This is a genomic window from Saccharopolyspora sp. NFXS83, from assembly GCF_026241095.1.
Lineage (GTDB): Bacteria > Actinomycetota > Actinomycetes > Mycobacteriales > Pseudonocardiaceae > Saccharopolyspora_C.
Window position 1 is genome coordinate 31,206 of sequence record NZ_JAPFGB010000008.1, and the last position, 24,614, is coordinate 55,819.

At 70.5% G+C, this 24,614-nt stretch carries 22 protein-coding genes; 9 read left to right on the forward strand and 13 right to left on the reverse strand.

Annotated elements, in window-relative coordinates; all coding sequences use genetic code 11:
- Nucleotides 1-146 precede the first annotated feature (146 nt).
- The gene (locus OOZ19_RS11070) at nt 147-737 is read right to left on the reverse strand and encodes a TetR/AcrR family transcriptional regulator (RefSeq protein ID WP_266089986.1); all 591 of its coding nucleotides are present in this window, start codon (nt 735-737) and stop codon (nt 147-149) included.
- 124 nt (nt 738-861) lie between these two features.
- On the opposite strand from OOZ19_RS11070, the gene OOZ19_RS11075 reads away from it, so the two are divergent.
- Nucleotides 862-1,641, forward strand: coding sequence for an SDR family NAD(P)-dependent oxidoreductase (locus OOZ19_RS11075; RefSeq protein ID WP_266089987.1), 780 nt, complete (start codon nt 862-864; stop codon nt 1,639-1,641).
- On the opposite strand, the gene OOZ19_RS11080 is transcribed toward OOZ19_RS11075, so the two are convergent.
- Complete coding sequence (locus tag OOZ19_RS11080; RefSeq protein WP_266089988.1) at nt 1,631-3,226, reverse strand: helix-turn-helix domain-containing protein; 1,596 nt, start codon at nt 3,224-3,226, stop codon at nt 1,631-1,633. The two genes, OOZ19_RS11075 and OOZ19_RS11080, sit on opposite strands and share 11 nt — an antisense overlap.
- 158 nt (nt 3,227-3,384) lie before the next feature.
- On the opposite strand from OOZ19_RS11080, the gene pruA reads away from it, so the two are divergent.
- The 4 genes from pruA (at nt 3,385) to OOZ19_RS11100 (ending at nt 9,326) form a co-directional block, all read left to right on the forward strand.
- Complete coding sequence (pruA, locus tag OOZ19_RS11085) at nt 3,385-5,013, forward strand: L-glutamate gamma-semialdehyde dehydrogenase (protein WP_266089989.1); 1,629 nt, start codon at nt 3,385-3,387, stop codon at nt 5,011-5,013.
- Between the two features lie 30 nt (nt 5,014-5,043).
- Nucleotides 5,044-5,973 (forward strand): proline dehydrogenase family protein, encoded by a 930-nt coding sequence (locus tag OOZ19_RS11090; RefSeq protein ID WP_266089990.1) that lies wholly within the window; start codon nt 5,044-5,046, stop codon nt 5,971-5,973.
- 833 nt (nt 5,974-6,806) lie between these two features.
- On the forward strand, nt 6,807-7,880 hold the full coding sequence (locus OOZ19_RS11095) for a tryptophan dimethylallyltransferase family protein (RefSeq protein WP_266089991.1): 1,074 nt from the start codon (nt 6,807-6,809) through the stop codon (nt 7,878-7,880).
- A 69-nt stretch (nt 7,881-7,949) separates the two neighbouring features.
- Nucleotides 7,950-9,326 carry a tryptophanase gene (locus OOZ19_RS11100; protein WP_266089992.1) on the forward strand — a complete coding sequence of 459 codons (1,377 nt, stop codon included), beginning with the start codon at nt 7,950-7,952 and terminating at the stop codon, nt 9,324-9,326.
- A gap of 312 nt (nt 9,327-9,638) precedes the next feature.
- On the opposite strand, the gene OOZ19_RS11105 is transcribed toward OOZ19_RS11100, so the two are convergent.
- The 5 genes from OOZ19_RS11105 to OOZ19_RS11125 form a co-directional block, all read right to left on the reverse strand.
- Nucleotides 9,639-10,202, reverse strand: a complete 564-nt coding sequence (locus tag OOZ19_RS11105) for a GTP-binding protein (protein ID WP_266089993.1) — start codon at nt 10,200-10,202, stop codon at nt 9,639-9,641.
- A 16-nt stretch (nt 10,203-10,218) separates the two neighbouring features.
- On the reverse strand, nt 10,219-10,587 hold the full coding sequence (locus OOZ19_RS11110; RefSeq protein WP_266089994.1) for a DUF742 domain-containing protein: 369 nt from the start codon (nt 10,585-10,587) through the stop codon (nt 10,219-10,221).
- A complete protein-coding gene (locus OOZ19_RS11115) occupies nt 10,584-11,012 on the reverse strand; it encodes a roadblock/LC7 domain-containing protein (protein WP_266089995.1) in 429 nt (142 codons plus the stop codon). The genes OOZ19_RS11110 and OOZ19_RS11115 overlap by 4 nt, the downstream gene beginning before the upstream one ends.
- A 7-nt stretch (nt 11,013-11,019) precedes the next feature.
- Entirely contained in the window at nt 11,020-13,359 is a 2,340-nt protein-coding gene (locus OOZ19_RS11120) for a nitrate- and nitrite sensing domain-containing protein (protein ID WP_266089996.1), read from the reverse strand.
- A gap of 562 nt (nt 13,360-13,921) precedes the next feature.
- Nucleotides 13,922-15,529, reverse strand: a complete 1,608-nt coding sequence (locus tag OOZ19_RS11125; protein ID WP_266089997.1) for an FAD-dependent monooxygenase — start codon at nt 15,527-15,529, stop codon at nt 13,922-13,924.
- A gap of 95 nt (nt 15,530-15,624) precedes the next feature.
- On the opposite strand from OOZ19_RS11125, the gene OOZ19_RS11130 reads away from it, so the two are divergent.
- Nucleotides 15,625-16,188, forward strand: coding sequence for a TetR/AcrR family transcriptional regulator (locus OOZ19_RS11130; protein ID WP_266089998.1), 564 nt, complete (start codon nt 15,625-15,627; stop codon nt 16,186-16,188).
- 15 nt (nt 16,189-16,203) lie between these two features.
- Here OOZ19_RS11130 and OOZ19_RS11135 read toward each other — a convergent pair whose 3' ends face one another.
- The 3 genes from OOZ19_RS11135 to OOZ19_RS11145 form a co-directional block, all read right to left on the reverse strand.
- Nucleotides 16,204-17,217, reverse strand: a complete 1,014-nt coding sequence (locus OOZ19_RS11135; RefSeq protein WP_266089999.1) for a DUF418 domain-containing protein — start codon at nt 17,215-17,217, stop codon at nt 16,204-16,206.
- Nucleotides 17,218-17,344: 127 nt separating this feature from the next.
- On the reverse strand, nt 17,345-17,548 hold the full coding sequence (locus OOZ19_RS11140) for a type II toxin-antitoxin system antitoxin (RefSeq protein WP_266090000.1): 204 nt from the start codon (nt 17,546-17,548) through the stop codon (nt 17,345-17,347).
- Nucleotides 17,549-17,852: 304 nt separating this feature from the next.
- Complete coding sequence (locus OOZ19_RS11145; protein WP_323055117.1) at nt 17,853-18,770, reverse strand: SPFH domain-containing protein; 918 nt, start codon at nt 18,768-18,770, stop codon at nt 17,853-17,855.
- A gap of 173 nt (nt 18,771-18,943) precedes the next feature.
- Here OOZ19_RS11145 and OOZ19_RS11150 point away from each other — a divergent pair, with 173 nt between their 5' ends.
- Entirely contained in the window at nt 18,944-19,609 is a 666-nt protein-coding gene (locus OOZ19_RS11150) for a TetR/AcrR family transcriptional regulator (protein ID WP_266090001.1), read from the forward strand.
- Between the two features lie 197 nt (nt 19,610-19,806).
- Here OOZ19_RS11150 and OOZ19_RS11155 read toward each other — a convergent pair whose 3' ends face one another.
- Nucleotides 19,807-20,427, reverse strand: coding sequence for a TetR/AcrR family transcriptional regulator (locus tag OOZ19_RS11155; protein WP_266090002.1), 621 nt, complete (start codon nt 20,425-20,427; stop codon nt 19,807-19,809).
- A 93-nt stretch (nt 20,428-20,520) separates the two neighbouring features.
- On the opposite strand from OOZ19_RS11155, the gene OOZ19_RS11160 reads away from it, so the two are divergent.
- Together OOZ19_RS11160 and OOZ19_RS11165 are read left to right on the forward strand one after the other, a co-directional pair.
- On the forward strand, nt 20,521-21,366 hold the full coding sequence (locus OOZ19_RS11160) for an SDR family oxidoreductase (RefSeq protein ID WP_266090003.1): 846 nt from the start codon (nt 20,521-20,523) through the stop codon (nt 21,364-21,366).
- Nucleotides 21,363-22,463, forward strand: a complete 1,101-nt coding sequence (locus OOZ19_RS11165; RefSeq protein ID WP_266090004.1) for an MBL fold metallo-hydrolase — start codon at nt 21,363-21,365, stop codon at nt 22,461-22,463. The genes OOZ19_RS11160 and OOZ19_RS11165 overlap by 4 nt, the downstream gene beginning before the upstream one ends.
- A gap of 160 nt (nt 22,464-22,623) precedes the next feature.
- Here OOZ19_RS11165 and mftD read toward each other — a convergent pair whose 3' ends face one another.
- Both mftD and OOZ19_RS11175 read right to left on the reverse strand, forming a co-directional pair.
- Nucleotides 22,624-23,796 carry a pre-mycofactocin synthase MftD gene (gene mftD, locus OOZ19_RS11170; protein ID WP_266090005.1) on the reverse strand — a complete coding sequence of 391 codons (1,173 nt, stop codon included), beginning with the start codon at nt 23,794-23,796 and terminating at the stop codon, nt 22,624-22,626.
- Nucleotides 23,797-24,122: 326 nt separating this feature from the next.
- Nucleotides 24,123-24,599, reverse strand: coding sequence for a (2Fe-2S)-binding protein (locus OOZ19_RS11175; RefSeq protein ID WP_266090006.1), 477 nt, complete (start codon nt 24,597-24,599; stop codon nt 24,123-24,125).
- Between the last annotated feature and the right edge of the window lie 15 nt (nt 24,600-24,614).

Here is a 24,614-nt window from a genome sequence, read left to right on the forward strand (position 1 = left end):
GTCCTGTTCTGCGTCTTGTCAGCGGCGCCAGCCGCTGAGCGACCGGCAACGCAGACCGAGTTCACGGACAGGCTCTCGGCGGCTCCGTGCGGATCGGTCCGCGGCCTTCCCGCGAGGGCGGTCGTGCCGTGGGGCGATACCGGGTCTCAGCGCGGCGCACCGAGACGGCGCGCGGCCTCGACGACTCCCGCACGCCGCCGGGCGAGCTCGTCCGGGTCGTCCGGATCGGCGCCGGTGAGCATGCGCGCCAGCTGCGGCACCGAGTACCACCACGCGGCGAGCGCGATGAGCAGGAACACCAGGTGCGCCGGGTCGAGTCCGCCGTCGAGCGCGCCGTCGCGCTGCGCGACGGCGAACGCCCGCACCTTGCGCCGGTAGTGCTCGGCGCGGTTCTGCTCGTCCGCCGCGGGGCCGCCGGCCAAGCCCTCCCACTGCAGCAGCCGGGCCAGTTCCGGGTGCGCGGCGTAGTAGTCGAAGGTCCGGCCGGCGAACTCACCGATGTCGGACAGGTCGTCGTCACCGCGGGCGACCTCCGCGGCGAGCTCGTCGAGCTCGTCGGCGAGCACCGTCTCGAACAGCGCCTGCTTGTCGCCGAAGTACTTGTAGAGGCGTTCCTTGTTGATGCCCGCGCGGGCCGCGATGCGCGCCATCGTGGTGCCGTCCGGGCCGCGTTCGGCGAACTCGGCGGTCGCCGCCTCCTTGAGCCGACGCCGGGTGCCCTCGGTGTCCCAGGCCATGATCCGCAGCTTAATCGCTGGTCCGGCGGCGGCCCGCTGACACCCGGGCGACTCCGGCCGCAGCGTTGCGGCTCTCCCGGCCCGAGCGCTACGCTCAATTCCAACTGCAACGTTGGAGTTGTGGATGGCTTCCGAGGAGATCGAGATGAACGTCGACATAGCGGACAAGGCGATCGCGGTGACCGGGGCCGCCGGAGGGATCGGCCGCGCCCTCGCGCTCGGCCTCGCCGCCGACGGCGCGCGGGTGGCCGTGCTCGCCCGGGACCGGCAACGGGCCCAGCACGTCGTCGACGAGATCGCGCGGCTGCCGCACGCGCCCGCGGCGCTCGCCGTCGAGGCCGACGTCAGCGACGAGACCGCGGTCCGGGAGGCCGCCGCCACGCTCGACCGGGCGTGGGGCCGACTCGACGCACTGATCAACAACGCCGGGTGGATGCACCCCGCGAGCACGATCCTCGACCTCGACGTCGCGACGCTGCGGCGAGCGCTGGACTCGAACCTCGTCAGCGCGTACCTGACCACCAAGCACTTCGCGCCCCTGATGATCCGCGGTGGCGGAGGCCGCATCCTCTACCTCTCCAGCGCGGCCGGGGTGCAGTGCGGTCCGGGGATGAGCCCGTACGGCAGCGCCAAAGCCGGCGTGAACGTCCTGGCCAACGTCGCGCACCAGGAACTCGCCGACGACGGCATCCGCACCACCGCGCTCGCCCCGGGACTGACCTACAGCCCCGGCATGCGCGAGATCGTCGGCGACGAGCACCTGGGACGCGTCGCCGCGCAGTACCCCGGCGGCCGGATCGGCGAACCGGAGGACCTGGTGGGGCTGGCCGCCTTCCTGTGCAGCGATGCCGCCCGGCACCTCTCGGGCAGCACGATGTTCGTGCGACCGCCCGTCAACGGCTGAGGCGGCGGTGCAGGAGCAGGTGGAGTTGGACCGCCAGGCGCTCGGCGGGATCGGAGAGGTCCAGTCCGGTGATCTCGGCGGCCCGGCGCACCCGGTGCCGCAGCGTGTTCGGGTGCACGTGCAGCGCGGAGCTCGCGGCCCGCACGTCGCCGAAGTGCTCCAGGTACGCCAGCACCGACCGGGCCAGCGCGCCGGAGTGCTCGGCGTCGTGCTCGAACAACGCGTCCAGCCGCGGATCGCGGAACCGCTCGTTGCCGCCGAGCACGGTGAGCAGCTCGCTGAGCACCACGCGGGAGCGCACGTCGGCGATGGTGGCGACCTGGGTGTCCAGGTCGTGGCCCATCGCGTCCAGCACGCGGTCGGCCTCCGCGCGCGAGTGCGCCACCTCGTCCAGCGCCGCTACCACCGAGCCCACCCCGGCCTGCACCGCCGCCCGCAGGTGCTTCCCGGCGGCGGCCACGATCTCCCTGGTCATGCCCAGCACTCCGGGCATCGCGTGCGACGGGAGGTCCGGCAGCAGCACGTACACCCGCGAACTCAGCGTGGTCACCAGGGCGCTGCGCCGGTAGGCCGCGGCGTGCACCGAGATCAACCCGGTCATCTCGGTGCGCTCCAGCTCCAGCTCCGGCCGGTCCGACACACCGGCCCGACCGCGCAACGTGAACACCACGACCACCGCGGGCCGGGCCGCGTCGGCGCCGATGTCGCCCGCCACGCTCGCCGCGTCGACCTTGCCGTCGAGCAGCCCGATCAGCAGGTTCTCCCGCAGGCGGGGCGCGGCGCTGGCCTCCGCGCGCTGCCGGATCAGCTGCACCGCGGCCACCCGCGCCGCGCCGAGCAACGCCCGCCTGGAGCGCTCTTCGAGCGGAGCAGCGCCTTCCTGCACCCAGATCGTGCCCAGCGGTTGCGCGCCAGCGTGGATGCCGACCGCCATCCGGCGCCGGATGCCCAGGTCGGGGCGTTCGTCGACGCGCACGACCTCCTCGCCGGAGCGCAGCCGCTCGTACACGCCCCACTCGCGCAGCATCGCCAGGTACGGCTCGGGGCCGCGGCGGCCGAGGATGGACAGCCTGCGCAGCTCGTCCACGTCGTCGTCCGAGCGGGAGTAGGCGAGCACCCTGCTGGCGGTGTCCTCGATGCTCACGATGCCGTCGGTCATCGCCGCGACGGTCTGGGCCAGCGAGAACAGGTCGCCGAGGGACTCCCCGGCGTCGGCTTCGACGGTCAGCCGCGCGTTGTCGACGACCGAGCGCACCAGGGACTCCAACTGCTCCCAGCGCACCTCCGGCCACACCCCGAACAGCGCGATCCCGGCGTCGCGCGCGGCGTCGCGCAGGGCTCGCGCGTCCTGCTCGGTCTGCGTCTTGACGGCCACCGCCGTCGCGCCGTCCCGGCCCGCGGCCCGCACTTGGCGCAGCGCGGAACGGCCGCGGACGCCGATCACCAGCACCAGGTCACCGGGGTGCGTGGTGGAGTCCTCCTCCGGTTCCACGATCACCACGTCGCGCACGTCGGCGTCGAGTCCCGCCGGGGCGGCGAGCAGGTCGATCAGCGGCTCCCCGACGGCGACGAGCAGCTGCCGCAACGGTGCTCCCGGGCTCGCCGCCGGACCGCGCGGATCCTTGTTCAACCGAACAACACGCTCCCCTCAAAGATGGCTGATCGTACAGCCGCACATCGCCGTCGCGCTCCTAGTGTTCTGGGTAACCAGGAGCCATCGACGCGCAAGGAGGCGACAAGGCCATGGATGCCATCACCACCGTTCCGGCCCCCAGCAACGAACCGGTCAAGTCGTACGCCCCCGGATCGGCCGAGCGGGAGACGCTGCACAAGCGCATCGCCGAACTCGAATCCGAGCGCTTCGAGCTCACCTCCACCATCGCCGGCGTGCAGCGCATGGCGGGCGGTGACCGCTTCGACGTGGTGCAACCGCACCGGCACGCGCACGTGCTGGGCACCTCGGCCCAGGCCACCCGCGAGGACGTGGCCGACGCGGTGCGGGCCGCGAAGGAGGCCGCGCCGGGCTGGGCCGCGACCTCCTTCGACGAGCGCGCCGCGGTGCTGCTGCGCGCCGCGGACCTGCTGGCCGGGCCGTGGCGGGACACCATCAACGGCGCCACCGTGCTCGGGCAGTCGAAGTCGGTGCAGCAGGCCGAGATCGACGCGGCCTGCGAGTTCATCGACTTCCTGCGGTTCAACGTGCACTACGCGCGGCGCATCCTGGCCGAGCAGCCGAGCTCCGTGGCGGGCGAGTGGAACCGGATGGAGTACCGGCCGCTGGACGGCTTCGTCACCGCCATCACCCCGTTCAACTTCACCGCCATCGCGGGGAACCTGCCGACCGCTCCGGCGCTGATGGGCAACACGGTGGTGTGGAAGCCGACGCCGTCGCAGCAGCTCTCGGCGCACTTCACGATGCGCATGCTGGAGGCCGCGGGGCTGCCTCCGGGCGTGATCAACCTGGTCACCGGGGACGGGCAGGCCGTCAGCGAGGTCGCGCTGGGCGACGCGGACTTCGCCGGGCTGCACTTCACCGGGTCCACGGCCACGTTCAAGAAGCTGTGGCGCACCGTGTCCGACAACCTCGACTCCTACCGCAGCTACCCGCGCATCGTCGGGGAGACCGGCGGCAAGGACTTCATCGTCGTGCACCCCTCGGCCGATCCGGCACCGCTGGCGACGGCGTTCGCGCGCGGCGCGTTCGAGTACCAGGGGCAGAAGTGCTCGGCGGCCTCGCGCGCCTACGTGCCGCGGTCGATCTGGGAGTCGGGGCTGCGCGACGAACTCGCCGACCTCACCCGATCGATCAGCTTCGGCGACGTCACCGAATTCGGGAACTTCGGCGGCGCGGTGATCGACGCGCGCGCGTTCGCCAAGCACGAGGCCGCGCTGCAGCGGGCGCGCGGCACCGCCTCGGTGGAGGTCCTCGCGGGCGGCGGGTGCGACGACTCCGTCGGCTACTTCGTGGAGCCGACGGTGCTGGTCTGCTCGGACCCGGCCGACGAGGTGTTCACCACCGAGTACTTCGGGCCGATCATCGCGGTGCACGTCTACGACGACGCGCGGTACTCGGAGATCTTGGACGTCGTCGACTCCTCCAGCCAGTACGCGCTGACCGGGGCGGTGTTCTCCACCGACCGCGCCGCCATCGAACTGGCGCACCGGAAGTTGCGGCACGCGGCGGGGAACTTCTACGTCAACGACAAGCCCACCGGGTCGATCGTGTCGCGCCAGCCGTTCGGCGGGAGCCGGGCTTCCGGCACCAACGACAAGGCGGGCTCGATGTTCAACATCCAGCGGTGGACCAGCCCGCGGGCGATCAAGGAGACCTTCGTCGCGCCGACGCGGCTCGGCTACCCGCACATGGACTGATCCGCTCCCCCACGCATTCGAGGAGATCCGATGCTGCGCTCGGCATTGCTGGCTGCGGCGGGTTCGGCGAACGTGCGCCGGCTCGTGGAGGCCAATCCGCTGACGGGTCCGGTCGTGGACCGCTACGTCGCCGGGACGACCGCTCAGGACGCGGTCGAGGTGACCCGCACGCTCGCGGCGCGCGGACTGCACGTGAGCCTGGACCACTTGGGCGAGGACACCCGCGATTCCGGGCAGGCGGCCGACACCGTGAACGCGTACCGGGCGGTCCTCGGCTCGCTCAGCGACGAGGGGATTGCGGAACGGGCCGAGGTGTCGGTGAAGTTGTCCGCAGTGGGGCAGTTCCTGCCCAAGGACGGCGAGAAGATCGCGCTGGAGAACGCGCAGCTGATCTGCGAGGCCGCCGCGGCGGCGGGCACCACGGTCACCCTCGACATGGAGGACCACACCACCACGGATTCCACTTTGGACATCCTGCGGAACCTGCGGGTGGACTTCCCGTCGACGGGTGCGGTGTTGCAGGCGTACTTGCGGCGCACCGAGCAGGACTGCCGGGAGCTGGCCACCGCGGGCTCCCGGGTGCGGCTGTGCAAGGGCGCCTACGCCGAACCCACGTCGGTGGCGTTCCAGGAACGAGCCGAAGTGGACCGGTCCTACGTGCGGTGCCTGCGCATCCTGATGCGGGGCGCGGGTTATCCGATGGTGGCGACGCACGATCCGCGGATGGTGGCGATCGCGACCGACCTGGCCGCCCGCGCCCGGCGGGAGCCGGAGAGCTTCGAGTTCCAGATGCTCTACGGCATCCGCCCCGCCGAGCAGGTGCGGCTGGCCGACGACGGTCACCGGCTGCGGGTGTACGTGGCCTACGGCGACGAGTGGTACGGGTACTTCATGCGGCGGCTGGCCGAGCGTCCGGCGAACCTGGCGTTCTTCGCCCGCTCGCTGCTCGGCCGGGGCTGACCGGCAGCACCACCGAAGCGGGGCCGACCGGGCGATTCGCCCGGTCGGCCCCGCTTCGTCTCCGCCTCCGCTCAGCCTTTCGGACTACTCCGATGGCGCAATAGCCGAGACCAGCTGCCGCAAAACCAGCTCCGGCGGCCACCGCCACTCCCACTTCGACGTCCGGGCGACCAAGAAATCACCAATCAATTCATCAAGCCCCGAATCAATCATTTTGGCGTTTCGAAACCACTCGCCATCGATTCCATAATCGCAATACGCATCGCAACACGGCCACAATTGTCCGAATTACACAGAACATCAGATGGAGTAGCGCGAAGTTTCAGCGCTAGGCCGATTGTGCCGGCTTACCACACCGCCTCCGACTCGCCGGAGCACGGACGGCGGCCGTCGCTGAGGCGAACGGCAGACACCCGTCCCGGCGTTGAGCCGATGCCACCGTCGCACCTCCCGGAGCCCCTCCGAGTGATCAACCTCTCGGCAACCGCGGGGGCCTCCGACGGCCGAGGATCGGCGTGCTGACCACCACGTGGGCACCACGCTCGACTTTGGGGTGAGGAGGGGTCGTTACGACCTGGTATCGCGGTCTGCCAAACGGGTGATCATATTCGGGCCGCGGAACACGCCGAACAGCCCTCCGCCTTGCCGCCGGTTGCCGCACGCCCCGGAAAACCGGCTGCACAAGGGACCGCCGGTACGGTGAGTAACTATTTCCTGATCAACTACTCACGCCTGTCTTACCACCTCGGCAAGGTTTTTGGAATCTCCAAAAGGTGGACTTCGCCGGGTAACCTGACTCCCAAGTAATTCTTAGCCCCACGATCGGAGGCGCTGTGGGCGCGGCCGGTGCAACACTCGGCGAGTACACCAAAAAACAATTATCGAATCTATGCGATTCGGTCGGGATCGCAGATTCAACCCCTCTCGCCATGCTGGCAAAACTACTCGGAAAATCAGATTCGAGACCACTGTCCATGGTCCCAGCGTGGCCGTCGGACGTCGCCGACGACCACACTCCTGCCGAATTCTCACTGGCCGTCGACAACAGCGGACGATGCCGCATCCGCATGCTCGGCGAGACACCTCCGGACGGCGGGTCGAGCCTCGACCCCGGTGCCGCGGTCGCCCTGCTCGAAGAGCTCGCGGAGACCTACGGGCTTCCGCTGGACCGGTTCAACGCCGTCCGGGACCTGTTCCTCCCGGAGAACCCGTCCGGCCTGTTCACCCTGTGGTTCTCCTTCATCTTCGCCCCCGACGGCCCACCGGCGATCAAGGTGTACTTGAACCCGCTGGTGAGCGGCCGGGAGCGCGCGGGCGAACTCGTCGCCGAAGGCCTCGACAGGCTGGGCCTGACCGGCGCCTACGACACGATCCGGGAGAACGCGCTGCTGCGCGGCGAACTCGACCAGTTCACGTTCTTCGCCGTGGACATCTCCGACAGCCCGCAAGCCCGCGTGAAGGTGTACTTGAGCCACCACGCGGCGACCGCGGAGGCGGCGGCGCGGGCCGCCAAGGCCGTGCCGGACGTCGACCCGCAGCAGGTGATCGACTTCTGCCGGGACACCGGTGGCAACGCGGACTACTTCGAGGGCCGGCCGCTGATCTCCAGCTACGCGTTCTCCGGCGACGACACCGCGATCCCCAGCAACTACAGCATCTACGTCCCCATCCGCAGCTACGTGCCGGACGACGAAGTCGCGCGGGACCGGGTGTGGCGGGCGCTGCGGCGCCAAGGGGTGGACACCGGCATCTTCGAACAGGCGCTGTCGGCGGTCGCCCCTCGACCGCTGGCCGACGGGGCGGGGCTGCTGGCCCACACCTCGTTGCGGATCGGCGGCTCCCACTCGGGGGTCACGCTGTACCTCTCCTCGGAGGCCTACCAGAGCCCGTCGTACCCGCCGCGGTAACACCCCTCCCCCGCACCGCTCTCCCGAGCCCTGCACCCCAGTGCCGCGCCCCTGCCTTGAGGAGTCACCATGCTGGACTTCCCGACCACTTTGTCCGCCGTCGTCAAACCCGCCCCCGCGCTGTCCCGCGAGGAGCGGGAACGCGAGATCGAACGAGCGGGGTACAACCCGTTCAAGATCGACGCCCGCACCGTGAGCGTCGACTTCCTCTCCGACTCCGGCACCGGCGCCCTGTCCACCGCGCAGCGCGCCGCCGCCGAGCAGGCCGATGAGAGCTACGCCTGCTCGTCGAGCTGGTACAGATTCGAGGAATCGGTACGCGATCTGGTTCCGTACCAGCACGTCTTCCCCGTGCACCAAGGCCGCGCCGCCGAACGCGTCCTGTTCTCCTCGCTGCTCTCGCCGGGCCAGATCAGCATCAGCAACACCCACTTCGACACCACGCGCGCCAACGTGGAGATCGCCGGTGGCCGCGCGCTGGACCTCCCGTGCCCCGCCTCGTCGGACCTGGACTCGGACTTCCCGTTCAAGGGCGACATCGACCTGAGCGCGCTGGAGCGGACGCTGTCCGGGCCGGAGGGCTCGAAGGTCGGCATCGTGCTGATGACGATCACGAACAACGGGCTGGGCGGGCAGCCGGTCTCGCTGGCGAACATGACGGCGGCGGCCGAGATCGCCCGCCGCCACGGCGTGCCGTTCTGGCTGGACGCGGCGCGCTTCGCGGAGAACGCGTGGCTGATCACCCGCCGGGAACCGGGTTACTCGCACTGGGATCCGCGCGACGTGGCGCGCCGCGAGTTCGCCCTCGCCGACGGCTGCATGATCAGCTTGAAGAAGGACGGCCTCGGTCACGCCGGTGGCCTGCTGGCCATGCGCGACGACGCCTTGGCCGAGCGGTGCAAGGCGCTGGTGATCGCGGGCGAAGGGTTCGTCACCTACGGCGGGATCTCCGGGCGGGACCTGGAGGTCGTGGCGCAGGGCCTGCGGGAAGTGACCGACCCGCAGCACCTGGCGGGCCGGGAGAGCGCCGCGGCGCTGCTGGCGGAGCTGTCGCACCAGGCCGGGGTGAGCACGGTGCGCCCGTCCGGGATGCACGCGATCTACCTGAACGCGGGGCGACTGCTCACCCACCTGACGCCCGCCGAGTTCCCCGGCCACGCCTTGGCCTGCGAGCTCTACCGGCGGGGCGGAATCCGGGCGGCGGAGCTCGGTTCGCTCTACCTCGGCGAGCTCGACGACGACCTCCGGCTGCGCGAACCGGCTCCGTTCGAACTGGTGCGCTTGGCCATCCCGCGGCGCTCCTACGACGAGACGCACCTGCGCTTCGTCGGCTCCGTGCTGGACTCCATCGCGAAGGACCCGGAACAGGTGCCGGGCTACCGCCTCACCGAGGCCCCGCCTCTGCTCCGCCACTTCGACTGCAGGCTGAAACCCCTGCGCAACTGAAACCCCAGGTCGGCCGCCCGCTCCTCGACGCACCCGTAGGGCGGGCGCAGCCGGGCTCGCCCCGCGGCGAAGCCGCGCCTGCGTGCGCGTCTGCGCACGGCCCACGTCGAGAACTCGACCACCCACGGGTTCCCGACGGGGTCCTCTCGAGGACAGCGCTTGCGCGCGTGGCGGAGCCACTCGACGAAGTGATCGCGCAGCGAGGACGCCGCTGAGGCTCCGCCACCCGAACACCCGCGCCGGACCGAGCCGTGGAACAACAAGAAGGGGTGGGACGCGAACCGCGTCCCACCCCTTTCTCACGTCAGCACGTCACCCGCCCGCGACGGCGAGGTCCCGCTGCTGCAGCGCGTGCTTCACGAGGGTGACGAGCACCTTCTTGCTCGATTCCCGGTCCCGCGCGTCGCAGAACATGATGGGGGTGTCGGGGCCCATCGCCGATGCGGCGCGGACCTCTTCTTCGGTGTAGCTGAACTGCGTGTCGTCGAAGCAGTTGACGGCGACGACGAACGGAATCCCGCGCCGTTCGAAGAAGTCGATGGACGGGAAGCCCATCGCCAGTCGACGGGTGTCCAGCAGCACCACCGCGCCGATGGCGCCGGTGGACAGCTCCGTCCACAGCGAACCGAAACGGGCCTGGCCAGGGGTGCCGAACAGGTACAGCACGATCTCCTGCGAGATCGTGATGCGCCCGAAGTCCAGCGCCACCGTGGTGGTCCGCTTCATCTCCATACCGGTGAGGTCGTCGACGCCGACGCTCGCCTCGGTCATTTCCTCTTCGGTGCTCAGCGGCGTGATCTCGCTGACCGATCCGATGAAGGTCGTCTTGCCCACGGCGAACCCGCCCGCGACGACCAGCTTCACCGAATCGGGCATCACGGGTGGTGCGCCGTCAGAGCCTGTTGAGTCCGGCAAGCACTGCCTCCAAAATGTCTCGATCGCGCGGTTGCACCATGCGGGAACGCGCAAGTGATCCGTGTTCGAGCAGGTCGGAACAGAGCACTCGGATGACTCCCAGGGGGAGCTTCAACGAGGCGGACAGTTCCGCGATGGATTGCGGCGCCCCGCACCGTTGCAGGATCGCCTCGTGCTCGGGCGTCTCCGCTGCTCCGTGACCGGAGTCGGCGAGCGTCGCGACGACCTGGGTCGCCCGGTCAAGGTTGAGGGCCGCGTCCGGGGTACGGCCGCCGGTCAGCGCGTACGAGCGCACCATCCGGCCGGCGTCGTCGTCGTACCACGCGTCGGAGTCGGGCGCGGTCAATGCTTCTCCGCACCGACCGGGTTGCGCGCGCCCTTGCCGAGCCGCTCACCCACGTTCTTGATCAGCCGCCGCATCTCGTACTGCAGCTGCTCGGCGTCGACGCTGCGGCCCGCGACGACCAGCACGGAGTTGCGCGGGTCCACGGCCAGCACGTACATGGACTGGCTCTCGGTGGCGAGCAGGTTCATGTCGATGTCCCCGCCCTCCAGCTCGTGGCTGAGCGCCTTGCTCGTGGCGCGCAGCGTGCCGCAGGCGGCCGAGATCTTGTCGGCCCGGTCCTGGTCGAGGTTCTTCGAGAACGCGGCGGGCAGACCATCGTGGGTCAGAACCAGGGCGTGCAACGTGTCGGGCACGTTGTCCAGCATCTGGTCGAGAAGCCAGGCCAGGTCGAGCTCCGGCTTCCGGGAGTTCATCACGTCGTTCACGCTTTCCTCACTGCATGTCGTCGTCGGAATTGGGCTTGTCGCCGCTGTCGTCGCGCGACTTCCTGTCGGCGTTGAAGAAAGTCATCAATCCCGGCGCGAACTCCGGCGCACTCTGCCGATCGGTCGGCTCGTCCTCGCCGAACCCGGCCGGAAGATCGGCGTAGGGAACCCGCTGCGGAAGCGGAGGTCGGTCCATGTCCTTCCCTTCCGCGCCCGCGCGCGGCGCTGCGTCGGCCTTCGGCTCCTCGCGCACGACCGGTTCCGCCACCGCGGTGCTGCTGGAGGCCGAGGGCACCCTGGTCGGCAGCGGCTGCGCGGGTGCGGCGGCCTTCGACACCGGGACGTCGCCGCTCCACGAGTCGCGGCGCTCCTCGTCCTCCTCGGTGACCAGGTGCGACTGCGGGATGAAGATCTCGGCCCGCACGCCCTGGTAGATCGAGGTGCCGAACTCGACGACCCACTCGTTGCGCTCCGCCAGCTGGGCGACGGTGAACAGGCCGAGCTGCTCGCCCCGGTCACCGAGCCGCACCAGCGCGGCGAACCCGGGCGGGCTCTTCATCGTCTCGTTGGCGCCGTTGCGCGCTTCCGGGGTCATGCCGACGCCGCGGTCGGAGATCTGCACGACCAGCCCGCTGCCCACGGACACGGCCTCCACGTGCACGTCCGTGCCGGGCGGCGAGAACGAGGCGGCGTTGGCGAACAGCTCCGCGAACATGCGCAGCATGTCGCCGATCACCGACGGCGTCACGCCCACGCTGGGCACGTGGCCCAGCCGCAGCCGGTCGTGGTGCTTGGTCTCGGCGGCGGAGGCGCGCAGGATCTCGGTGAGGTCGCGCGGCCTGCTCCAGCGGCGGCCGGGGGCGGCGCCGCAGAGCACGAGCTGGTTCTCCACGACGTGCCGCGCCTGGGTCACCGACTCGTCGAGCGCGAACAGGGCGCCGAGGCGGTCCGGGTCCTCTTCGTTCTGCAGCAGCGCGTCGAGTCGCTGCGGCAGCGGACCGAGCGCGGACTGCACGCGGCGGGTCTGTCCGATGTAGAAGGTGAGGGCGCCCTGCTGGGTGTCGGCCTCGTTGATCGCCGCCTGCAGCGCTTCCTGCTGGAACGCGCGGAACGCGTCGGCGACCTGGCCGATCTCGTCACCGCCGTAGCCCTGCAGCGCGGTGGAGTCGACCTCGACCCGGTCACCGGCCCGCACCCTGGTCATCATCGACGGCAGGGTCTTCTCGGCGAGTTCGCGGGCCTCCGCGCTGAGTCGCTGCAGACGGGGCAGCAGCGAGCCGTCGATGACCGAGCGGTACCGGCGGCGCGTCCAGAAGAAGAAGCCCAGCGCGAACAGACCGGCCGCGATCGCACCGGCGACGGCGGTGGTGATGGCGTTGTCGCCGTTGGCCACGGCCTCGGTGGAGACCTGGTCGGCCTGGTCCCGGGTGAGCGCGGTGAGTTCGCCGCCGACTGCGTCGGTGAGGCGCCGCCACTCCGCCAGCGGCACTCCGGCTTCCGCCGGGTCCGTCCACTCGCCCTGCTGCAGCAGCTTGTTCTCCGCGACGACCAGCTGCGCCCACTCGGGGGAGGTCACCATCCGCTCGTAGCGCGCGCGCACCGCGGGCTTCAGGTAGGAGACGTTCTTCACCAGCTCGGTGTGGTACGACCCGTTGAGCTGGATCAGCTGGAGGTGCTGGTCCGCGGAGAGCTGACCGGTGGTGAGCGCCGTGGAGATCAGCGCCGATTCCCGCGACATCAAGTCGGTGGAGCGGAACAGCGCGGTCGCGGCGATACCGCCCTGCGAGGCGTCGGTGTCCGGCACGATGCGGGACTGGACGTCGAACAGCTCGGTCGCGATCGTGAAGACGTTGTTGTAGTAGTCGGTGAGCTCGGGGGACGAGATCTGCCCGGCGGCCAGCCGGGAGCGGATCTGCGGCAGCTTGCCGAGTTCGGTGGTCAGCTGTTCGACCGGCAGGGCGATCTCGGCGGGCGCGGAGCTCAGCGCCGACTCGATCGTCTGGTTCAGGTCGTCGACCGCGGCGTCGGTCCGGCCCTGCTGCTGTTGCAGCGCGGTCGAGTCACCATCGGTGCCGTTGGCGAGCAGCTCCTGGCTGAGCTGGCGCTCGGTCTGGACCGCGTCGAGCGCCGTGACGGCGGGCAGCGAGACCTGCCGCACTCCGGATGCGATCAGCCGCGTGTAGACACCGTCGGTGATGAACGACGCACACCAGACGAGCCACAGCACCAGCACGACGATCCAGGGGATCGTGACCGCCAGGGTCAGGCTGGATCGGATGGATCTTTCCGACGTGCTCTGAAGTTCACCAGGTGGCTTGGTGATGTTGTCGGGATCTGTTGTGCTCACAGCGCTCCACGTTGTCGGTCATCTGACGTGGTGTGTTGAGGAGGCGTGCGTGTCCCTGCGGGCGCGGCCTGCGGCGCCGAACTCTTCCAGCCGACTGGAATCAGGCAGGAGGTCTCGCCGATGGATGGCCTGTACAGGCGTCTTCCCGGGGACACGGCTCCTTCCGCACACCGTCGTCTTCCGCTCGTGCCGAGCATGAGCGGAAGTGCATTCCCCCCTGCGCGAGGCACTTTATCGGAAGATGATCAGGGTGTCGGCGTTCGGCCCCGGAGTCGTTCCCCACTTCCGCAACAGCGCATGTCACAGTGCTTTTTCACTTGCGGGGGAAGCGAAAACGGCGTGATCGCCACAAGCCGAGTCACGGGCCGCGAGCGAGTGGACCCGAGACCACCAGGACCAGCGGGACCACGTTGTCGCGATCCGTGACCGATGAACACGGACAGCGGTGGTCCGAAAGGCCCAGCAAATCCACCGAAAAGCGCTACGCAGATCCTCGACCACCTGCGCGGTTCTTTTCCACCTCCCGCCGAGGGGAATGCGACGCGGTTTTCGGACCACTCGATCAGCCGACCGCGGGGCGCTCCCGAACGGGGGTCAGCCAGCCCCGCAACCACCCTGCGAGACGCTCCGGACCGGTACCGCGCGCCGCCGCCGCGAGGTAGCCGTCGGGGCGCACCAGCAGCAGCCCCGGCCGCGCCGCGAGATCGCGGACGATCGCTGAATCGGTTCCGCGCAACGCGGGCTGGTCGGCGGGAACCGCGACCTGCCGCACGATGAGCACCTCGCTCCACGGCCGGAACCGCTCGGCCAGCGCGGCAGGGTCGGCGGCCGGGTCGCAGACCACGAGCGTGAACCGGCCGAGGTCGAGCAGTTCGTGCAGCCGCTCCGATTCCCGCCCGGCCACCCCACCGGAGACCGGCAGCACGTCGGCGTCGGGCACCCGGTCTCCGGCGCGCAGCCGTCCGATGCCGCCGCCACCGGCCGCGATCGGGCTGTCGCGGTAGCTCGCGGCGACCTCGCCCAGCACCGCGGCGGCCTTGTCCTGCACCGCGGTGGTGCCGAGCGCGATCGGCGCGATGCGCGAGAACGCCTGGTGCAGCACTGGATTCGTGGAGTTGAGGATCCTGGTGGCGGTCTCGGTGGATCGGACGAGCGCGCGGATCACCGGCAGCCGGTCGGTCTGGTAGGTGTCGAGCAGCTCTGGAGCGGCCTGCCCGCGGCGCACCATCGCCAGCTTCCACGCGAGGTTGATCATGTCCTGGATGCCGGTGTTCATGCCCTGCCCACCGGCCGGGCTGTGCACGTGCGCGGCATCCCCGCCGAAGAAGATCGCGCCGCTGCGCAAGGTGGCCAGGTGCCTGCTGTTGATCCGGAACCGGGAGCTCCAGCGCGCGTCGCGCAGCCGCACGGGCGTCGGCAGCACGTGGTCGCAGATGCCTTGCAGCTCGGCCAAGCCGGGCGTGGCGCGATCGGCGGCGTGCGGCCGGGGGTCGGTCGCCATGAGGCGGAAGCGGCCACCGGACAGGGGGAAGACAGCCACGAACCCGTCCGCGGCGAGGAACACCGAGAGCTGGTCCGACGGGAGGTCCCCGTCGACGTGCAGGTCGGAGAGCAGGTAGCGCTGCGGCAACGACGCACCGTCGAACGGCAGGCCCAGCGCGTGCCGCACGCCACTGTGCGCGCCGTCGGCCGCGATGAGCTGCCCCGCCCGCACGGTTTCGGCGGCACCGCCGGGTTTGCGCAGCACCGCTCGCACTCCGCCGTCGCTCTGCTCGCAGGACAGCAGCTCCACTCCGCGCTCGACGCGCACGCCCTGGCGGTGCAGCAGTTCGCGCAGCAGGCGTTCCGTTTCGGACTGCGGGAGCAGCAGGACGTGGTTGAAGCGGCTGGGCATCCGGTGCAGCTCGACGGTGGCGAGCTTCCGGCCGCGCGCGTGCAGCGCGGTGGAGCGGGCCTTGTTCCCGAGCCGCAGCATCTCGGCGCCGGCGCCGCGCGGGTGCAGCAGTTCGAGGGTGCGGGCCTGCACCGCCAGCGCCCGCGAGGTGGTCGCGGGTTGGGCGGCCCGGTCGATGATCCGGACCGGCACCCCGAGCCGGGAGAGCTCGACGGCCGCGGTCAGCCCGGTCGGTCCTGCTCCGACGATCAGCACGGGGCTGGCGCCATCGGTCATGGTCGGCTCCTCACACCATAAGTCAACACTTGTTGACTTCAACGGTAGTCGGACCCTCGACGACAAGTCAACGCACGGTGACTTAGCCTGGGAACATGACCGCACCGCGTTCGCGCAACGCCGGGGAGACCCGTGCCGAGCTGCTCGCCGCCGCCCGCTCCCGCTTCGCCGCGGACGGCTACGAGCGCACGACGCTGCGCGCCGTCGCCGCCGACGTGGGCATCGATCCCGCCCTGGTGATCCGGTACTTCGGCAACAAGCAGGAGCTGTTCGCCGCAGCCGCCGACTTCACGCTCGACCTGCCCGACCTCACCGGCGTCGACCCCGCCGAGCTGGCCGGCGCGCTGCTCCCCCGGTTCTTCGCGGTGTGGGAGCGCGATGGCACCTTCCTCGCCCTGCTGCGCGCCGCCATGACCAGTCCGGCCGCCGCCGAGAAGATGCGCGAGGTCTTCGCCGCGCAGGTCACCCCGGCGCTGACCGCGATCACCCCGGACCACCCGCGGGAGCGCGCGGGCCTGCTCGGCGCCTTCATCATCGGCCTGGCCACCACCCGCTACGTGCTCGCCAATCCCGCGGTCGCCGAGCTCGGCCACGCCGAACTCACCGCGTGGGCCGCCCCGGTCGTCCGCGACATCCTGGCCGGACCGCACCCGGCGTGAGCCGAGCGGAGCGGCTCACCCGCGGCGCAGCGGAAGGATCCGCCACCAGGTGGCGCAGCGCCACGCCCACTCCAACGGTCCCTGCCGGAAGTGCGCGAGCCACAGCCTGCTCCACAGCACCTGCACCGCCAGGATCCCGACTGCCAACACCAGCATCGCGCCGTACTCGCTGGAGTCGCGCAGCCCGAGCAGCCATCCCAGCGGGAACACCAGCAAGGTGGCGATGACGTAGTTCGTCAGCGCCATCCGGCCGAGCGGTTCCAGCACGCCGCCCAGCACCGGGCGCAGCGGAGTGCGCAGCAGCAAGAGCAGCCCGGTGACGTACGCGGCGGCCAAGCACAGCCCGGCGACCCCGGAACTGGTGCTGAACCCGGCCATCAGCGGCTGCTGGTCCTGCACGATCAGCGCGGGGACCGCGCAGGCCAGCGCCAGCGCGAACACCGCCGCGATCGCCCGCCCGAGCCGGGGCAGCAGCACCGGCACGCCGAATTGGGCGAGCGCGAATCCGAACACGAGCAACCCCGGGATGATCGGCAGGCCGCCGCCGAAGTACGCCGTGGTGCCGCCGAGCAGGCCCGCACCGATCACCAGGTTCACCCAGCGGTTCGCCCAGCTCAGCGGCAGCAGGAACACCAGCCCGAGCACCGCGTACGGGGTCAGCGCCTCACCGGGGTGCAGGAAGGCGTGCGGCAGCCCGATCACGAGCAGCGCCAGCAACCGGCGGGCCAGCAGCAGCCGCGGGCGGGCGGAGCGCTTCCCGGCGCTCGCGAGGAAGAGCCCGAACCCCACGCCGAACAGCAGCGAGAAGATGGGGAAGAACCGCTGCTGGACGAACAGGTCCAGCAAGTGCGGGACCGGGAGCTTCCGGTGGTCGACGGTCCCGGTCATCATCAGCAGCGGCGGGATGTTGACGAAGAGGATCCCGCACAGCGCCATGCCGCGCACCGCGTCGAGTTCGCCGATCCGCGGCGCGGGACGTGCGTCGTCCGGTGGCGTGCGGTGGAGTCGGACGGTCTCGGCTTCGGGCATGGGTTCGCCTTCGCGGGGAGGGGCTGATCGCCGGGCGCGTCCCCGGCTCGGCATCCATCGTCGGGGGCCGAGGCCCGCCGGGGATCGGCCATCAGGCCGGGCCCACCGGCCGTTGGGCCGAAGTCGCTCAGTCCTGTTCGGACTTCGGCGGACGCCCGCGCTTGGCCGGCCCGCCCGCGTCCGAGGGCAGCCGGCCGGCGTCGGCCAGCGCTCGCCGCAGCACGAACTCGATCTGCGCGTTGGTGCTGCGCAACTCGTCCTGCGCCCACCGGGCCAGCGCATCGTGGATCGCCGGGTCCAACCGGAGGAGAAAACCCTTCCGTGCGGCCATGTCCCGCCTCAGTGATCGTTCCAGCAGAGCACTACAACCTCGATCTTCCCCCGCACAACGGCTCCTTGCGGCGAAGCCGTGCTTTGCGGCGAAGCCACGCCTGCCTTGCGGCGAAGCCGTGCCTGGATGCGCGCCAGCGCATAGCCCACGTCGAAAAGCCGACCACCCGCGGGTTCTCAGCCGGTCTCGCGAGGACGGCTTTTTCCCTCGTGGCGGAGCCACGAGGGAAAAGGATCCCGCAGCGAGAGACCGGCTGAGGTTCCGCCACCCGACCACCAAGGCACAACGAGCCGCGAAACCACCATCAGTGGTACAGCGACCCGGTGTTCACCACCGGCTGGGTATCGCCGCAGAGGACGACGAGCAGGTTGCTGACCATCGCCGCCTTGCGCTCCTCGTCGAGTTCGACGACCTCCCGTTCGGAGAGCCGCTGCAGGGCCAGGTCGACCATGCCGACGGCCCCTTCGACGATCCGCTGCCGCGCCGCGACCACGGCTCCGGCCTGCTGGCGTTGCAGCATGGCCTGGGCGATCTCCGGGGCGTAGGCGAGGTGGGTCAGCCTGGATTCGACCACGTCGACACCGGCGGCCTCCACGCGTGCCGCGATCTCGGCGGAGAGCTTGCCGGTGATCTCCTCGGCGTTCTCCCGCAGCGAGAACGGGTGCTCGCCCTCGCCGTCGTAGGGGTAGCTGGTGGCGATGTGCCGCACCGCCGTCTCGGTCTGGGTTTCCACGAACTCCACGAAGCTGTCCACCGCGAAGGAGGCCTGCGCGGTGTCGGCGACCTGCCAGACGACGACGGCCGCGATCTCGATCGGGTTGCCGTCGGAGTCGTTGACCTTCATGACGGCGGTCTCGTGGTTGCGGATCCTGGTGGAGACCTTCGTCTTGTTGCTGAACGGGTTCACCCAGTGCAGCCCGGCCGGGCGCACGGTTCCGGTGTAGTTGCCGAGGAACTGCAGCACGCGCGCCTCACCGGGCGCGACGGCGGTGAGCCCGCCGAGCAGCACCAGTCCGATGAGCCCGAGCACGCCTCCGGCGACCAGCGGCGCGGCGGACTCCGTGACGAGCCCGGGGAACATCACCCCTCCCCCGGCGAGGACGAGGAGCACCGAGAACCCGGCCATGGCCATGCCCGGCAGCCGGAATCCCTGCCGTTCCACCACCGGCGATTCCGGCATCTGGATCTTTCCGCGTTCCCGCGTTTCCACCTGAGCGGTCATGGGGCCCCCTGCACGTAGTGATCTTCAACTCGCACGACGGTATCATAGTGATATCACTTTTCGTCCAGGTCGTTCGAGGACTCCAGGTCAGCCGCGCGACGGCACGGAATATGATCGGGCCGACGAGAGCCGCCACCAGGGCGGCGCGGGAGTACCGGCGCGAGGTGGTGACGGTGAGCGAGAGAACGGCACGGACCGAACGGGCCGAGGCGACCAAGGAGCAGATCCTCAGCACCGCCGAGCGCCTGTTCGCCGAGCACGGCCTGTTCGCCGTCTCCAACCGGCAGGTGAGCGAAGCGGCCGGCCAGGGCAACAACGCCGCCGTGGGCTACCACTTCGGCACCAAGACCGACCTGGTTCGGGCGATCGTGCGCAAGCACACCGAGGACGTCGAGCGGCTGCGGGTGCGGCTGGTCGAGCAGACCGGCGATTCCACGGACGTGCGGGACTGGATCGCGTGCTTCGTCCACCCGTTCACCCGGCACCTCGACGAACTCGGCGCCCCGACCTGGTTCGCCAGGTTCGCCGCCCAGGTCATGACCGACCCCGGCTTCCGCCCGATCATGGCAGAGGAGGCGCTGACCTCCCCCGCGCTGCACGAGGTGCTGGCCGGGATGGACCGCTGCCTGCCCGAGCTGCCCGCCGAGGTGCGCGCCGAGCGCTACGACATGGTCCGCCAGCTGATCATGCACATGTGCGCCGAACGCGAACGCGCCCTCGCCGAAGCGACCCCGACTCCCCGCTCGGGCTGGCACGAAGCGGCCTGCGGCCTGATCGACGCGATCACCGGCATGTGGCTCGCCCCGGCCACCCCGCCCGCCGACGACGCCAGGGCCTGAGCCGCCCCGCACCGGCCGCGCGGAACCGTGCTTCGGCGGCTGCGCAGCCGCCGCGCGGCGACCACCTCAGCGGGCCGACCACCCGCGGGTTCTCCTTCTGGCGAGGACAGCGATCCTCGGGAGATTGATCCCGCGGCGAGGAGGCAGCCGAGGTTCCGCCACCTGCCCCGCTGCGCAGACCGCCCTGGAGAAGGCCCCTAGGACAGCTGTTCCTTCGCCCCCACGAACAACACCTTGCAAGCCGCGAGGAGCTCGGCGGGACGCTGCGGGGTGCCGGTGTGGAGCCAGTCGACGAGCAGGTAGTTCACGCCGCCGACGAGGCCCATCGCCGTCGTCCGGTGCAGCGCGGTGGCCTCCCCCGAGGCGAGCCACATCTCGGCGACCAGGGCGGCGAACTCGGTCAGCACCGCGTGGCGGCGGACCTCCAGTTCCGGTGAGACGCCGACGACCTCGATGAGCACGATCTTGGCGCGCCGCTCGTCGGCGGTGAGGAAGTCGATGAAGGCGGCCAGCCCGCGGTCGGCGAACTCGGACCGCGGCACTCCGGCGATCGAGTTCAGCGTGGCCGAGCGCAGGCCGTCGACGAGGTGGTCGTACACGGCGACGAGCGCGGCTTCCCGGCCGCGGAAGGATTCGTAGAAGTACCGCTCGGTCAGACCGGCCCGGGTGCACACCTGCTTGACCGAGGTCGCGCGGTACCCCTGGGTGCCGAAGAGGTCTTCGGCGGCGTCGAGCAGGGCCGTTCGACGCTGCCGCGCCCGTTGCGCCGGGGCCAGCCCCGCGTACCGGCGCCCGCCGCCGACGTTCTCCCGCGCCATCTCGCCCCTTCCGCCACCGATCGGGCTCGGCTAGCCTACCCACCATCTGACACGACGTCGTGTCAGAATGAGCTCCGACGACCGGGAGGAACCGTGCAACCGACACCGACCGGGCTGGTCATCGCCGTGACCGGCGCCGCCAGGGGGATCGGGCGCGAGATCGCCCGCGAACTGGCCGCGGCGGGCGCCCGCGTCGCACTCGGCGACCGCGACCTCGACGCCGCCCGCGACACCGCGCGCGCACTGCCCGGTGACGTCGCCGCGTTCCCCGTCGACGTCACCGACACCCCCTCGTTCACCGCGTTCCTGGACGCGGTCGAGCAGCGCTGGGGCCCCGTGGACGTGCTGGTCAACAACGCGGGCGTGATGTGGGTCGGCCCGTTCGACGAGGAGCCCGAGGACGCCGCCCGGCGCCAAGTGGACGTCAACCTGCTCGGAGTGATCCGCGGGGTCCGGCTCGCCGCGCCCGCCATGCGGGCGCGCGGTCGCGGCCAGATCGTCACCATCGCCTCCGGGGCCGCGAAGCTCGCCCCCGCTGGCGAAGCCACCTACGCGGCCACCAAGCACGCGGTCTACGGCTACCTCAACGCCGTGCGCACCGAGCTGCACGGCAGCGGCGTCCGGCTCTCCGTGGTGCTGCCCGGAGTCGTGGAGACCGAACTCGCCGCCGGGACCGCCACCGGACCGGTGCGCAGGCTGACCCCCGCCGAGGTCGCGCGCGCCGTGCTCGCCGTCATCCGGCGACCGCGCTTCGAAGTGTCCCTGCCGCGGCGCATGGGACTCGCCGCGCGGCTCGCGGCGGTGCTGCCGGACCCGGCCCGCTTCCGCCTGCTGCGCACCGCGGTGCCGAACCAGGTCCTGGCCGTCACCGACAAGACGGCCCGGCACACCTACGAGAACCGTGCCGTCACCGATCCCGATGGGAGCTCCGAACGATGACCGCCAACGTCACCCCGCAGACGGCCCGCCCGATCCCCGAATTCGACGGCGTGCACGACATCTGGCCGCGCGGCAAGCGCCTGGAAGCGGTGCGCTCGGCGGCCGAGTCCTACCGCGAGCGGTTCATCCGGCAGGGCATCGTCCAGGGCATCCGCAGCGTCGACATCGCCGCCGCGCCCTACCCCTCCCGGTACGCCTTCCAGGGCTACAACCTCTCGATCAACCCGATGATCTCGATCATCAACCGGATGTTCGTGATCCAGTTCGAGGGCTTCGACGGCGAGCTCAAGACGCTCGTGTGGGAGCCGACGGTCGCCGCGGGCTCCGCCGAAGCCCCGTTCTACGGCAAGCTCCAGCGGATGGCGGGCGACTTCCTCTCCGACAAGGTCTTCGCCAAGTACTACAACGACCCGGACACCGTGCTGCCCCGCCTGGGCCTGCACAACGACGACGTCGACTACGTGAGCTTCGACCACCTGCACGTCCAGGACGTCCGGATGATCATGGGCAGCGATCAGGTCATCCCCGGCGAGCGAGAGCCGCGCGAACCGCTGTTCCCGAACGGCAAGCTCCTGGTGCACCGCAAGGAACTCGGCACCTTCGAGGCGCCGCACCCGATGCAGTGGGCCTGGTACGTCGACGGCGGCATGGACGGCGTGCCCGCCGAACGGCTCGAAGTCATCGACGGCGACGTCGAGCTGGGCGTCGGCGTCAGCCTGCTGTGGACACCCGGCCACACCGACGGCAACCACTCCCTGGTGGTGAACACCCCCGACGGCGTGTGGGTCTCCTCGGAGAACGGCATGGCGGCCGACAGCTGGCAGCCCGAGCTGTCCAAGATCCCCGGCGTGAAGCAGCAGGCGCGGTTCTTCAACCGGGAAGTGGTGCTCAACGCCAACACCCTGGAGGACTCGCTCGACCAGTACGACTCGATGGTCAAGGAGAAGGCCATGGCGTCGCGCTCGCCGAAGGACTCCCGCTGGCTGCAGATCATCCCGTCCTCGGAGTGCGCCGCCTGGAAGCGCCAGTGGCCGGTCGTCCCGACCTTCACCCACGGCGGCCTCAACTACGGCAGCATCACCAAGCCGGGCCGCTGACGAGCTCGCCGCTCCTCGACCTCACGGGTCGGCTCAGAGCCTGCCTTCGAACTCGGTCCTCGCAGGTGTCCGGGTAGCGGAACCTCAGCGGCTCCGCCGCTGACAAGACACAGAACAACAACGCTGCTCACCTGGGGACGACGACTTCACCGGCGGGCTCTCAGGCTCCGAGCGCCTTCTCGAAACCGGAGGGGACGACGACGTCGGAGCGGTCCAGCTCGTGGATCGAGGAGCGGCCCAGGCCGAGCAGGGCGGAGTCGATGCCGCCGCGCAGGACGTCGAGGACGTTCTCCACCCCTGCCTGACCGTTCGCGGCCAGACCCCACAGGTAGGCGCGGCCGATCATGACCGCCTTCGCGCCGAGCGCGAGCGCCTTGACGACGTCGCTGCCCCGCCGCACCCCACCGTCGAGCAGCACCTCCACCTGACCGCCCACCGCGTCGGCGATGGCGGGCAGCACCCGGATGCTCGCCGGGGTGCCGTCCAGGTTGTTGCCGCCGTGGTTGGACACCGAGATCGCCGTGACCCCGGCGTCGACGGCGCGCTTGGCGTCGTCGACCCGGCACACGCCCTTGAGCAGGAACGGCCCGTCCCACTGCTCGCGCATCCAGGCGATGTCGTCCCAGCTCGGCGGCGGCGTCTGCATCCACTGCCCGTAGGCGCCGAAGAACGTCGGGCCCTGCTCACCGCGCCCGCCCACGTTGGGCACCCGCAGGTCCGGGATCGTGCGGTGCTTGACGAACTCGGCCAACCAGCGCGGATGCCGCAGCGCCTCGGGCGCGTAGCGCAGCATGGTGGCCAGGTTCATGCTCTCCGGGATCGAGGGGCTGCCCCAGTCCCTGCCGTGCGAGAACGACCAGTCCGTCGTCGCGATCATCCCGACCGCACCGGCCTCCTTCGCCCGCTGCGCCCGCCGGGCGACCTCGTCGCGACCGCCCACCCAGTAGGTCTGGAAGAACGTCTGCGGATTCGCCGCCACCACGTCCTCGATGGGCTTGCTCGCGAAACCGCTGAGCCCCATCGCCGTCCCGCGCGCCGCAGCCGCGCGGGCCACCGCCACCTCACCGTCCGGGTGCACCGCCTGCACGCCCGTCGGGGAGATGACCACCGGCATCGAGATCGGCTGCCCCAGCACGGTCGTGGCCAGGTCCCGCTCCGCAGCCAGGCCGGCGACGTGCGGGGCGAATCCCAGCTCGCCGAACGCCGCCTGGTTGTCGGCCAGCGTCGTGCCCTTCTCCGACCCCGCGATCAACGCCCCGTAGACCGACCACGGCAGGCGCTTGCGCGCCCGTCGCTGGGCTTCGGCGACGCTCTCGAACCAACCGTTGCTCATCGCGGATCGCCCCTCGGGTCGCGGGTGTGACGGCAGCCACGACAATAATGACATCCGGTGCCAAAATAAACCCCCGCTACATCATCGCCCGCACACCAACCGATCAGAGCAGCCGACGACCGCGCCTCGTCCCGCGCGGACCGCCACCAGCCGGGAGTCGCGTTCGGACCCACCGCTTCGCGACCGGATTCACCCGTCGTGACAACACAACCCCGCCGGTGAATCACCGACGGGGTTCGTGATGCCGGAAGCACAAGAACATGGCGGCGGTGAACCGCGCGGCGCCCCGCCGTCCACCGCCGCCGTGGCGTGAACCCGTGCCCGGGTCACATCTTCTCGGCGCCCGATTTGATCGCCTGGCGGATGCGGAAGTAGGTGCCGCACCGGCAGACGTTGCGGATCTCGTCGAGCAGCGCGTCGTCGATCTCACGGCCTTCGTCGCGCGCCTGGTTCACCTTGGCGACGGCGGCCATGATTTGGCCGGGCTGGCAGTAGCCGCACTGCGCGACATCATGTTCCAGCCATGCCTCCTGCATCGGGTGCAGGTCCTTGCCCACGGTGTCCGGCAGTCCTTCGATCGTGGTCACCTCGTCGGTCGGTTCGAGGTCGCCGACGGGTACCGCACAAGGGTTGAACGCCTTGCCGTTGATGTGCGAGGTACACGCCTTGCAGACGTTGATCCCGCAGCCGTACTTCGGTCCGCGGATACCGAGCACGTCGCGCAGCACCCAGAGCATGCGCTCCTTGTCGTCGACGTCGACGGTCACCGACTCGCCATTGACGGTGAAGGTGTGTATGGGCATCAGTGGGCTCCCTCG